This window comes from Achromobacter sp. CF-sbj1-Ac2-l (assembly GCF_052698165.1).
Genome location: NZ_CP199855.1, coordinates 3,314,780 through 3,327,415, shown reverse-complemented (window position 1 = coordinate 3,327,415; position 12,636 = coordinate 3,314,780). Strand labels below are relative to the sequence as shown.

Here is a 12,636-nt window from a genome sequence, read left to right as displayed (position 1 = left end):
ATATGCAATCCAAGCCGCGCCGGTCCGCCAGGAGAGAGACCATGAGCAGCAAACAACACATGACCCCCAGCGAAGCGTTCGTCGAGACGCTGGTGGCGCAGGGCGTCAAGGACGTTTTCGGCATCGTCGGCTCGGCCTTCATGGACGCGCTGGACCTGTTCCCGGCCGCCGGCATCCGCTTCGTGCCGACGGTGCACGAGCAGGGCGCCGCCCACATGGCCGACGGCTATTCGCGCGTCACCGGCCGCCACGGCGTCTGCATCGCGCAGAACGGCCCGGGCATCACCAACTTCGTCACCGGCGTGGCCGCGGCCTACTGGGCCCACAGCCCGGTGGTGGCGATCACGCCCGAGACCGGCACGTCCGGCATGGGCCTGGGCGGCTTCCAGGAAACCGAGCAGTTGCCGATCTTCTCGCGCATCACCAAGTACCAGGCGCACGTCAACCGCCCCGACCGCATGGCCGAATTCACCGCCAAGGCCTTCGACAACGCGCTGGCCGAGCGAGGCCCGACCCAGTTGAACATCCCGCGCGATTATTTCTATGGCGAGATCGACGTGGCCATTCCGGAGCCGCGCCGCATCCGCCGCGGCCCGGGGTCCGACGAGGACCTGGAAGCGGCCGCGCACCTCCTGGCCAGCGCCAGATTCCCGGTGATCGTCGCCGGCGGCGGCGTGCTGTTCTCGGCCGGCCAGGCCGAATGCGTGGCGCTGGCCGAATTGCTGGGCGCGCCGGTGGTCACCAGCTACCTGCACAACGACGCCTTCCCGGCCAGCCATCCGCTGTGGTGCGGACCGCTGGGCTACCAGGGCTCCAAGGCCGGCATGAAGCTGCTGTCGCAGGCCGACGTGGTGCTGGCGCTGGGCACGCGCCTGGGACCCTTCGGCACCTTGCCGCAGCACGGGCTGGACTACTGGCCGCAGAACGCGCGCATCATCCAGGTCGACGCCGACCACCGCATGCTGGGCCTGGTGCGGCCGGTGTCAGTGGGCATCTGCGGCGACGCCAAGCCGGCGGCGGCGGCGCTCGCCGCGAAATTGCGCGATCGCGAGGTCGCCTGCGTGGCCACCAAGGCGGCGCGCGGCGAAGAGATCGCGGCGCAGAAAAGCGCCTGGGAAAAGGAACTGGACGGCTGGTCGCACGAGCGCGACGACTGGAGCCTGGACATCATCGAGCACGGCGGCGGCCGCATGCATCCGCGCCGCATGCTGCGCGAACTGGAGCGCGCCATGCCCAAGCATGTGATGGTGTCCACCGACATCGGCAACATCTGCTCGGTGTCCAACAGCTACCTGCGCTTCGACGAGCCGGATTCGATGCTGGCGGCCATGAGCTTCGGCAACTGCGGCTACGCGCTGCCCGCGCTCATCGGCGCCAAGCTTGGGCGCCCGGACCGGCCGGCGGTGGCCTACGTTGGCGATGGCGCCTGGTGCATGAGCTTCCAGGAACTGCTGACCTGCGTGCGCGAACGCATCCCGGTGACGGCGGTGGTGTTCCACAACGGCCAGTGGGGCGCGGAAAAGAAGAACCAGGTGGATTTCTACGGCCGCCGTTTCGTCGGCAGCAACCTGCAGAATCCCAACTTCGCGGAACTGGCGCGGGCCATGGGCGCCGAGGGCATCCGGGTCGAGCATGCCGACCAGGTCGGCGCGGCGCTGCAGGCCGCGTGCAAGGCGCAGTCCGAGGGCAAGACCACCGTGCTGGAAATGATGGTGAGCCAGGAGCTGGGCGATCCGTTCCGCCGCGACGCGCTCAAGCAGCCGCTGCGCCTGCTGGACAAGTACAAGCGCTACGTCAACCAGCCGTTCCAGCCGGGCGAGGTGCCGCTGCCGATCGACCCGGTGCGCGGCTGACGCCATGGCCAGCGACCGCTTGTTCGAGCCGCTGCGGGCCGCGGCGCTGTCGGCCGGGCGGGTGCGCACGGCGGTGGCCTATCCGCTGTGCGCGTCCAGCCTGGGCGCCGCGGTGCAGGCGCGAGAAGCCGGCTACATCGAGCCGCTGCTGGTGGGGCCGGCGGCCCGGCTGGCGGCCTTGATGGCCGAACTGGGCCTGCGTGCCGGCTCGCTGGAGATCGTCGACACGCCCGACGACGAGGCGGCCGCCGCGCGCGCCGCCGCCGGCCTGGCGCGCGAAGGCGCCGTCGGCATGCTGATGAAAGGCAGTCTGCACACCAACCACTTCATGTCGGCGGTGGTGGCGCGCGAATCGGGCCTGCGCACCGGCCGGCGCATCAGCCATGCCTTCGTGATGGCGGCGGCCGCGTATCCCAAGCTGTTCATCCTGACGGACGCCGCCGTCAACATCGCCCCGACCCTGCAGGAGAAGGCCGACATCGCGCAGAACGCCATCGACCTCGCGCGCGCGCTGGGCGTGGCGCGGCCCAAGGTGGCGGTGCTGTGCGCCACCGAATCGGTCAACCCGGCGATGCCGGCCACGCTGGATGCGGCGGCCCTGTCGAAGATGGCCGATCGCCAGCAGATCCGCGGCGGCCAGATCGACGGCCCGCTGGCGTTCGACAACGCCATCTCGCGCCAGGCGGCCGAGCAGAAGGGCATCGTCTCGCCGGTGGCGGGCGACGCCGACATCCTGCTGGTGCCCGACATCGAGGCCGGCAACATGCTCTACAAGGAGCTGACCTGGCTGGCCGGCGCGGCCACCGCCGGGCTGGTGCTGGGCACGCGCGTGCCGGTGCTGCTGACCAGCCGTTCGGACGCGGTGCAGGCGCGGGTCGACAGTTGCGCGGTGGCGGCGCTGTATGCGCGGGCGCTGGCGGCCGGCGCGCGTTGAAGCGGGTCGCGCGCCGGCCTGGCACCATCAAGTCCGGCGGTTTGGTACTAAGCGGGGGCCCCGGGGTTGACTAGGCTAGCGCCATAGCCATCGTTTGAATGGCTCATGCCAACAATGCCAAGGGGTGGATGATGCGCAGCGCGACACGCGGCTTTGCCGCAATACTGACTGCATGGGCAATGGCGGCCGGTGCGCCGGCTGCGCAGGCCGCCGATGCGCCCAAGCCGGGCGGCACGCTGGTGATCGGCTCGACCCAGGTGCCGCGACACCTGAATGGCGCGGTGCAATCGGGCATTGCCACGGCGCTGCCCAGCGCCCAGTTGTTCGCCAGCCCGCTGCGCTACGACGCCAACTGGAAGCCGCAACCCTACCTGGCGCAGTCGTGGGAGCTGGCGCCGGACGCCAAATCGCTGACCCTGCACCTGCGCCGCGACGCGCTGTTCCACGACGGCCAGCCGGTCACGTCCGAGGACGTGGCGTTCTCGGTGATGGCGGTCAAGCAGAACCATCCGTTCCAAAGCATGCTGGCGCCCGTCGAAAGCGTCGACACGCCCGATCCCTACACGGCCGTGCTGCGCATGAGCAAACCGCACCCGGCGATCCTGCTGGCGCTGTCGCCGGCGTTGATGCCGGTGCTGCCCAAGCACATCTACGGCGACGGGCAGGACCTGAAGAACCATCCGCGCAATTCGGCCAACGTGGTCGGCTCGGGCCCCTTCACGCTCAAGGACTTCAAGCCGGGCCAGGAGATCGTGCTGGAGCGCTTCGACAAGTTCTTCGAAAAGGGCAAGCCCTACCTGGACCGGGTGGTGGTGAAGATCAATCCCGACGCCACCAACCTGCTGATCGGGCTGGAGCGCGGCGACATCGGCGTGCTGCCGTACATGACCGAGCCGACCATCCTGCGCCGCGCCAAGGACAATCCGCAGATCGTCATGACCGATCGCGGCTACGAGGGCATCGGCGCGCTTGGCTGGCTGGCGTTCAATACCGCGCGCAAGCCGCTGGACGACGTGCGCGTGCGGCAGGCCATCGCCTACGCCACCGACAAGGGGTTCATCACCAAGGCGCTGAACGCCGGCTTCGCCAAGCCGGCGGACGGGCCGATCGTGGCCTCCAGTCCCTACGCGACCCAGGACCTGAAAAAGTATCCGCTGGACCTGAAGAAGGCCGAGCAGTTGCTGGATGAAGCCGGCTTCAAGAAGGACGGCAAGGGCGAGCGCATGGCGCTGACGGTCGACTACATGCCGGGCAGCGACGTGCAGGGCAAGAACGTCGCCGAATACCTGCGCAGCCAGTTGAAGAAGATCGGCATCGCGGTGCAGGTGCGCGCCTCGCCCGACTTCCCGACCTGGGCCAAGCGCATCGCCAGCCATGACTTCGACATGACCACCGACATCGTCTTCAACTGGGGCGATCCGGTGATCGGCGTGCACCGCACCTATCTGTCGAGCAATATCCGCGACATCATCTGGACCAACACGCAGTCCTACAGGAATCCTAAGGTCGACGAACTGCTGGCGCAGGCCGGCACCGAAACCGACGAGGCCCGGCGCCGCGCGCTGTATGCGCAGTTCCAGCAGATCGTGACCGAGGACCTGCCGATCGATTTCCTGACGGTCATCCCGTACCACACGCTGTCCTCCAGGAAGGTGCATGGCCTGCCCGATGGCATCTGGGGCCTGCTGTCGCCGCTGGACGACACCTGGCTGCAATAGGAGAGCGGCCATGTTGCGCTATCTCGCGCGTCGCATCGGCTATGCCGTGGTGCTGCTGCTGGCGGTGGTGACGCTGAACTTCCTGTTGATCCACATCTCGCCGGGCGATCCGGTCGAGACCATCGCCGGCTCCATGGGCGGCATCAGCGAGGAACTGCGGGCCCAGTTGCGCACCCAGTACGGGCTGGACCGGCCGTTCCTGGTTCAACTGGGGCTGTATCTGTCGCAGGTGGCGCGCGGCGACCTGGGCTATTCCTACTTCTTCAACCTGCCGGTGGCGCAGTTGATCTGGGAGCGGGTGCCGGCCACGCTGCTGCTGGTGCTGACGTCGGTGTCCAGCGCCTTCCTGGCGGGCACCGCGCTGGGGGCGCTGGCGGCGCGCAAGCCCAACGGGCCGCTGTCGCAGGGCATCACGCTGCTGTCGATCGTGGGCTATTCCGCGCCGGTGTTCTGGACCGGCATCATCCTGATCATCCTGTTCGCGTCGCTGCTGCCGTGGTTCCCGGTGTCGGACATGCGCTCGGCGGGCGGGCCCGAGGGCGGCTGGGCCGGCGCGCTGGACGTGCTGCACCACCTGGTGCTGCCGGCCTTCACGCTGGCCTTCGTGTACCTGGCGCAGTACAGCCGGCTGGCGCGCGCCAGCGTCATGGATGCGCTGGCGGCCGACTACATCCGCACCGCGCGCGCCAAGGGCCTGCCCGAGCGCACCGTGCTGTACCGGCACGCGCTGCGCAACGGCGTGCTGCCCGTGGTGACCATGCTCGGCCTGCAATTCGGCAACGTGCTGGCCGGCGCCATCCTGGTGGAAACGGTCTTCAACTGGCCGGGGCTGGGCCGGCTGGCGTTCGATTCCGTGCTGCGGCGCGACTATCCGACCCTGCTCGGCATCCTGCTGTTCGCGTCCCTGCTGGTGGTGGTGATGAACCAGCTTACCGACCTGGCCTACCGGCTGATCGATCCCAGGATAAAGACCTCATGAGCCACGTTCCTCCCGCCATGTCCGGCGCGCCCGCGCCGGCGGTCGCCCGTGCGGCGCGGCCATCGTACGAAGCGCTGCGCGCGTTTGCCCGCAATCCGGGCGCGCTGATCGGCTTGCTGTTGCTGGCCGCCATCCTGGCGGTGGTGCTGATCGGCCCCTTGGTGATGCCGGCCGATCCCTTCGAGATCGCCAGCGCGCCGATGGAGCCGCCTGGCGGCGAGCTGCTGCTGGGCTCGGACTATATGGGCCGTGACGTGCTGACCGGCATCATCCATGGCGGGCGCGCCACCTTGCTGGTCGGCGTGGTGGCGGCGGTGCTGTCGATGGCCATCGGCATCACCGTGGGCGCGCTGGCCGGCTACTACGGCGGCTGGGTCGATGAAACGCTGATGCGCATCACCGAGTTCTTCCAGGTGCTGCCGGCGCTGTTGTTCGCCATGGTGCTGGTGACGCTGTTCTCGCCGTCGCTCGGCACCATCGCCGTGGCCATCGGCGTGGTTAGCTGGACCGCCACCGCGCGCCTGGCGCGCGGGGAATTCCTGAGCCTGAAGCGGCGCGAATACGTGCTGGCCGAAAGAGTGATCGGCTCCAGCAACGCGCGCATCATCTGGCGCGTGATCCTGCCCAACGCGCTGGCGCCGCTGATCGTCTCTGCCACGTTGGCCATCGGCACCGCCATCCTGTTCGAGGCGGGCCTGTCGTTCCTGGGGCTGGGCGATCCCAACGTGATGAGCTGGGGGCTGATGATCGGCAGCAACCGCCCCTACATCCTGACCGCCTGGTGGGCGGTGACCCTGCCGGGCGCGGCCATCTTCCTGACCGTGCTGGCGGTCAGTCTGATCGGCGACGGCCTGAACGATGCCCTCAATCCCAAGCTGGCCAGCAAACGGAGAAGCTGATGAGCGCCTTGCTTGAAGTCCGCGATCTCGGCGTGTCCTCCGCCCACGGCGGCCCGGTGGTGGTGCGCGGCGTGTCCTACACCGTCAACCGCAACGAAATCCTGTGCATGGTGGGGGAGTCGGGATCGGGCAAGTCGGTCACCGCGCAGGCCATCATGGGGCTGCTGCCGCCGGATCAGTTGCGTGTGACCCAGGGCCGTATCCTGTACGACGGGCGCGACCTGGTGGGCCTGTCGGCGGCCGAATGGCAGGGGCTGCGCGGCCGCAGGTTCGGCATGGTGTTCCAGGAGCCCATGACGGCGCTCAATCCCATCATGCGCGTGGGCCGGCAGGTGGAGGAGGTGCTGGCCTGGCACACGGACATGGACGCCGACGCGCGCAGGCAGCGGGTGCTGGAGCTGTTCGGTCAGGTGCTGCTGCCCGATCCCCGCGCCATGTACGCGGCCTTTCCATTCCAGTTGTCCGGCGGTCAGCGCCAGCGCGTGGTGATCGCGATGGCGCTGGCGCTGGAGCCGGACGTGTTGATCGCCGATGAGCCCACCACCGCGCTGGACGTGACCACGCAGGCGCAGATCCTGGCGCTTATCAAGGACATCCAGCGGCGCATGGGGATCGGCGTCATTTTCATTACCCATGATTTTGGCGTGGTGGCCGACATTGCCGACCGCATCGTGGTGATGCGCCACGGCGCGGTGGTGGAGGCGGGCGCCGCCGCCGAGATCCTGAACCGGCCGCAACATCCCTACACCCGTCAATTGATCGCGGCGGTGCCGCACAAGCCCGAGGGCAAGGACGAGGCCGCCGCCACGCCGCCGCTGATGACGGTGGCCAAGCTGTGCAAGACCTACGTCACCGGCGGCCGCCGGGTCGAGGCATTGCGGGATATTTCGCTGGAGATCCGCCAGGGCGAGACCCTGGGGCTGGTCGGCGAATCGGGCTCGGGCAAGTCCACGCTCGGCAGCGCCCTGATCGGGCTGGTGGCGCCAGACAGCGGCAGTGTGCGCCTGGACGGCCGCGAACTGGTCGGCATGACGCCAAGGGATTTCCGGCCCTACCGGCGTCAGATCCAGATGGTGTTCCAGGACCCTTACGCTTCGCTCAACCCGCGCCAGCGCGTGGTCGATTCGGTTGCGCAGGGGCCCATCGGTTTCGGCGAAAGCCGCCAGACCGCGCTGCGCGAGGCGCGCGAACTGCTGGCCCTGGTGGGGCTGGGCGGCGACGCGGGCGAGCGCTATCCGCACCAGTTCTCGGGCGGCCAGCGCCAGCGGGTCGGCATCGCCCGCGCGCTGGCGCTCAAGCCGCGGCTGCTGGTGGCCGACGAGGCCGTCTCGGCGCTGGATGTGTCGATCCAGGCGCAGGTGCTGGACCTGCTCAAGACCATCAGCGGCCAGTTCGACCTGTCGGTGCTGTTCATCACGCACGACCTGCGCGTCGCGGCGCAGATCTGCGACCGCATCGCCGTGATGCGGCACGGGCAACTGGTGGAGCTGGACCGCGCCGCCACGATTTTCTACCACCCGCGACACGAATACACGCGCCGCCTGATCGATTCGGTGCCGGGCAAGGCCTGGAACAAGCCCGACCTTCAGGCGCTGGCGGACATCACGAACAGGAGCAAGCAGCATGCATGACGCCCCGCATCCGGGACCGGCGCAAGCCGCCCGCACCACCATTTTTGCCGCCCGCGCCATCCTGACGATGAACCCGGCCCAGCCGCGCGCCACGCACGTGGCGGTGCGCGACGGCCGCATCCTGGGCGTGGGCAGCCGCGAAGACCTGGCCGGTTGGGGACCCGCTGACCTGGACGAGCGCTATGCCGACCACGTCCTGATGCCGGGGCTGGTGGAGGGGCACTGCCATCTGCCGGAAGGGGGCATGTGGCAGTTTGCCTACGTCGGCTACTACGACCGCCGCGGGCCCGACGGCCGCGTGTGGCCGGGCCTGCGAAGCTTCGAGGCGGTGGCCGCGCGCCTGCGGGAATTCGCCGCCAGCCTGGCGCCGGAACAGACACTGATCGGCTGGGGCTTCGATCCCATTTTCTTCGGCGGCCAGCGCATGAGCGTGCGCGACCTGGACGCGGTGTCGGCCGAGCGGCCCGTGGTGGTGATGCATGCCAGCATGCATCTGATGAATGTGAACACGCCGATGCTGTCCCGCGCCGGCATCGACCGCGATACGGATATCGAAGGCATCAGCCGCTTCGCCGACGGCCAGCCCAGCGGCGAGCTGTGCGAATTCGCCGCCATGTTTCCGGTAATGCGGTTGATCGGCAATCCGTTCCGCACCGTGGGCCTGTCGGAAAACGGCCTGCGCATGTTCGGCAAGGTGGCGCAGTGGGCCGGCGTCACCACCGCCACGGATCTCGTCAACGAACTGGGCGACGAGGGCCTGGCGACGCTGGCGCGGGTCACGGCCGAGCCCGACTACCCGGTGCGCATCGTGCCGGCGGCGTCGGCGCTGACCTACGCCGGCGACCCGGCCGCCTGCCTGGCGAAGCTGCGCGAGGCGGGCCGGCTCAATCATGGCAAGCTGCGCCTGGGCATGGTCAAGCTGGTGGTGGATGGCTCCATCCAGGGCTTCACCGCCAGGGTGCGCTGGCCGGGCTATTACAACGGCGCGCCCAATGGCATCTGGGTGATCGCGCCGGGCGAGCTGGACGCCATGGTGCAGGCCTATCACGACGCCGGCGCGCAGTTGCACATCCACACCAATGGCGACGAAGCCACCGAGCTGGCGATCGACGCCATCGACCGCGCCTTGCGCCGCAGCCCGAGGCGCGATCACCGCCACACGCTGCAGCATTGCCAGATGGCCGATGCCGCCCAGTTCCGCCGCATGGCCAGCCTGGGCATGTGCGTGAACCTGTTCGCCAACCACATCTTCTACTGGGGCGACGCCCATTACGCGCTGACCATGGGACCGGATCGCGCCAACCGCATGGATGCCTGCGCCTCGGCCGCGCGCGCGGGAGTCCCGTTCGCCATCCACTCGGATGCGCCCATCACGCCGCTGGGGCCGCTGTTCACCGCCTGGTGCGCCGTCAACCGCCAGACCGCCTCGGGCCGGGTGCTGGGCGAGTCCGAGCGCATCAGCGTCGAGGCGGCGTTGCATGCCATCACCCTGGGTGCGGCCTACACACTGCACATGGACCACCTGGTCGGCTCGATCGAGGTCGGCAAGCACGCCGATTTCTGCGTGCTGCGCGACGATCCGCTGGACGTGCCGCGGTCACGGCTCAAGGACATCGAGGTGCTGGGCACGGTCATCGGCGGCCGGCCGCTGGCGCCCCAGGCAGCCTGACATGGCGCGCATCCCGCTGACGGTGGTGGGCGGTTTCCTGGGCGCCGGCAAGACCACCTTGCTGAACCACGTGCTGGCGACCGGCCGCCGCCGCGCTGCGGTGCTGGTCAACGATTTCGGCCCGGTGGATATCGACGCCGGCCTCTTGGCGCAGCGCGCCGATAACGTGATCCGGCTGGCCAACGGCTGTGTCTGCTGCTCGATGGCCGGGGGCCTGGACGACGCGCTGGCGCGGGTGCTGGCATTGGATCCCGCGCCCGAATGGATCGTGATCGAGGCCAGCGGCGTGTCCGACCCCGGGCGCATCGCGCAGGTGGGCCTGTCGGATCCGCTGCTGCAACTGGAGGCGGTGGTGGTGCTGGTGGACGGCGGCAACGTACGCGATACGCTCGCGGACCCGCTGCTGGCCGATACCGTGCAACGCCAACTGCGCGCGGCCGACCTGCTGGTGCTGAACAAGACCGACCTGCTGCCGGCGGACGACCTGCCGGCGCTGCGCGACTGGCTGCGAGAGCAGTCGGATGGGGCGCCGATCGTGGCGACGCGGGAGGCGCGGGTGGAACTGGCGATGCTGGCCGGCGGCCCGTCCGAGGCCCATGCGTGCTGCGGACCGCATTGCGGCCACGCGGCGCACGATCCACGGCATCCCTTCCAAAGCTGGCTGTGGCCGGCGCCGGCCCTGTTGCACGCCGACCGTCTGGCCGACGCCCTGCGGCAACTGCCGCGCCATTGGTTGCGGGCCAAGGGCTGGGTGCGCACGGAACGCCACGGATGGGTGCTGGTGCAACTGGCCGGGCGGCGGGTGCGTTTCGACACGCGCGCGGCGCGTCCGGCCGAGGTGCAGTCGCCGGGGCTGGTCTTCATCGGCATGCGCGGCCTGACGCGCGGCGAAGAGGTCGCGGCGCGGCTGGCGCCGGCGGCCGCTTGAGTCGCGGCGCCCTCGTTCGCGCGGGCGGTCGGCTGGTGCAAGCGATTTGCCGCGTCTGGTTCTAGACCCTGCCTGGCCCCCAGCGTACCTTGGGTTCAGAGCCTGGGCGCACGTCGCGCCCGGCGATCGAGGAGGGTAGGCAATGCAAAAGACCGTCACCGTGGACATGCTGGCCGAATTCGCGGCCGCATGGAACCGCCACGATATCGACGCCCTGATGTCCTTCATGAGCGAGGACTGCGTCTTCGAAACGGTGGGGGGGCCCGAGCGCTGGGGCGCCCGGCACAGCGGTCGCGAGGCGGTCCGCGCCGCTTTCGAAGCGGCCTGGAAGAACTTCCCGGATGCGCAGTGGAACAACGGCCGCCACTGGGTGGCGGGCGAACGCGGCGTGTCGGAATGCACCTTCACCGGCACGGCCGCGGACGGCTCGCGGGTCGAGGCCGACATGGTCGACGTGTTCACCTTCCAGGACGGCAAGATCCGCGTCAAGAACGCCTTCCGCAAGCAACGCCCGGCCTTGCCGGCCCGCGCCTGAGCCGACGCCGCCACCGGACACCGCCCCATGGATGCCGCTATGTCTTCCGATCCGTCGAATACCGCCGGTACCCTCATCGACCCCGCCGGCATGCCGGCCGCGCCGCCCGCCGCCAGCCCGGCCGCCAACGCCTACGATCCGCTCTACGATCCGCTGGTGTCGGGGCCGGGACGCGGGCAGGAATACGCGCCAACCTACTGGGTCGACACGGCCGGGCCGCCCCCCGCGGACGACGGCCCGATCCACGGCGACATCGAGGCCGACGTGGTCATCGTCGGCTCGGGGTTCACCGGCCTGTCGGCGGCGCTGGCGCTGGCGCGCGACTACGGCGTGCGCGCGGTGGTGCTGGAGGCCAACCGCGCCGTGTGGGGCTGCACCAGCCGCAACGGCGGGCAAGGGCAGAACGCGTCGGGGCGGCTGTACCGCTCGCAATGGATCGAACGCTGGGGGCTGGATGTCGCGCGGCGCCTGGACGCCGAGATCCACGAGGGCTTCGATTACTGGAAGAGCCTGGTGGCGCAGATCGATTGCGACGCGCAACCCGGCGGCCATCTGTACACCGCGCATCGCGAGAAGAAGATGGCCTTCCTGCGCAACGAGGCGCGCGTGATGCGCGAACTGTTCGGCTACGACACGCACATGCTGACCAAGGCGGAACTGCGCGAGCGCTACGTCGACGACCACGAGGCGGTCGGGGCCTTGCACGAGCCGGACGGCATCGGCGTGCATCCGTTGAAACTGGCCTATGGCTACATGCGCCAGGCCCGCGCGCTGGGCGCGCGCGTCCATCCCGGCAGCCCGGTGTCGGGATGGAGCGAGGAGGGCGGCGGCTACCGGCTGCATACGCCGGGCGGCACGGTGCGCGCCAGGCGGGTGGCCTTCGCCACCGGCGGCTATACGGCGCAAGGGGTGAACGGCCTGCTCGACAACCGCATCATGCCGATCCTGTCCAATTCCATGGTGACCCGGGTGCTGACGCCGGACGAACGCGCCCGCGCCGGCCTCAAGAGCACGGTATTCATCACCGACACGCGCACGCTGCGCTTCTATTACCGGCTGCTGCCGGACGGCCGCATGCAGATCGGCAGCCGCAGCGCGCTGCGCGGCGCCGACGCGCAGCATCCGCGCCACCTGGCGCTGCTGCGGGAAGGGCTGGCGCGCAAGTTCCCGTCGCTGCGCGGCATCGAACTGGACTATGCATGGACGGGCTGGGTCGACGTCAGCCACGACATGATGCCGCGCATCACCCAGCCGGACCCGGCGCGGCAGGTTTATTACGCCTTCGGCTATGGCGGCAACGGCGTGTCGTTCTCGGCCCATGCGGGGCGCCGCCTGGCGCAGCGCATGATGGGCCAGGACGGCCTGTCGTGGAACCTGCCGATCTACGACTCGCCGCTGCCCGGGCACCTGTTCGCGCCGTTTCGCCGGCTGGGACAGGCGTTGCTGTATCGCTGGTATTACCTGCGCGACGAAGTGCTGTAGCGGCGGGG

At 69.5% G+C, this 12,636-nt stretch carries 10 protein-coding genes; all 10 read left to right on the top strand.

What is annotated here, in order from left to right; genetic code table 11:
• The first annotated feature begins 41 nt into the window (after window positions 1–41).
• The 10 genes from xsc (at window position 42) to ACUDCK_RS15115 (ending at window position 12,628) form a co-directional block, all read left to right on the top strand.
• Entirely contained in the window at window positions 42–1,853 is a 1,812-nt protein-coding gene (xsc, locus tag ACUDCK_RS15160) for a sulfoacetaldehyde acetyltransferase (RefSeq protein WP_064526035.1), read from the top strand.
• 4 nt (window positions 1,854–1,857) lie between these two features.
• The gene (locus tag ACUDCK_RS15155; protein ID WP_445659238.1) at window positions 1,858–2,787 is read left to right on the top strand and encodes a bifunctional enoyl-CoA hydratase/phosphate acetyltransferase; all 930 of its coding nucleotides are present in this window, start codon (window positions 1,858–1,860) and stop codon (window positions 2,785–2,787) included.
• A 98-nt stretch (window positions 2,788–2,885) separates the two neighbouring features.
• The gene (locus ACUDCK_RS15150) at window positions 2,886–4,505 is read left to right on the top strand and encodes an ABC transporter substrate-binding protein (protein WP_445659237.1); all 1,620 of its coding nucleotides are present in this window, start codon (window positions 2,886–2,888) and stop codon (window positions 4,503–4,505) included.
• 10 nt (window positions 4,506–4,515) lie between these two features.
• Window positions 4,516–5,484 carry an ABC transporter permease gene (locus ACUDCK_RS15145; protein WP_054504295.1) on the top strand — a complete coding sequence of 323 codons (969 nt, stop codon included), beginning with the start codon at window positions 4,516–4,518 and terminating at the stop codon, window positions 5,482–5,484.
• Complete coding sequence (locus ACUDCK_RS15140) at window positions 5,481–6,383, top strand: ABC transporter permease (RefSeq protein WP_175168002.1); 903 nt, start codon at window positions 5,481–5,483, stop codon at window positions 6,381–6,383. The genes ACUDCK_RS15145 and ACUDCK_RS15140 overlap by 4 nt, the downstream gene beginning before the upstream one ends.
• A complete protein-coding gene (locus ACUDCK_RS15135) occupies window positions 6,383–8,014 on the top strand; it encodes a dipeptide ABC transporter ATP-binding protein (protein WP_175168001.1) in 1,632 nt (543 codons plus the stop codon). The genes ACUDCK_RS15140 and ACUDCK_RS15135 overlap by 1 nt, the downstream gene beginning before the upstream one ends.
• Window positions 8,007–9,683, top strand: a complete 1,677-nt coding sequence (locus ACUDCK_RS15130) for an amidohydrolase (protein WP_175168000.1) — start codon at window positions 8,007–8,009, stop codon at window positions 9,681–9,683. Before ACUDCK_RS15135 ends, ACUDCK_RS15130 begins: the two co-directional genes overlap by 8 nt.
• 1 nt (window position 9,684) lies before the next feature.
• A complete protein-coding gene (locus ACUDCK_RS15125; RefSeq protein ID WP_175167999.1) occupies window positions 9,685–10,611 on the top strand; it encodes a CobW family GTP-binding protein in 927 nt (308 codons plus the stop codon).
• Window positions 10,612–10,753: 142 nt separating this feature from the next.
• On the top strand, window positions 10,754–11,146 hold the full coding sequence (locus ACUDCK_RS15120; protein WP_064526043.1) for a nuclear transport factor 2 family protein: 393 nt from the start codon (window positions 10,754–10,756) through the stop codon (window positions 11,144–11,146).
• Between the two features lie 90 nt (window positions 11,147–11,236).
• Entirely contained in the window at window positions 11,237–12,628 is a 1,392-nt protein-coding gene (locus ACUDCK_RS15115; protein ID WP_175168019.1) for an NAD(P)/FAD-dependent oxidoreductase, read from the top strand.
• Window positions 12,629–12,636: the final 8 nt, after the last annotated feature.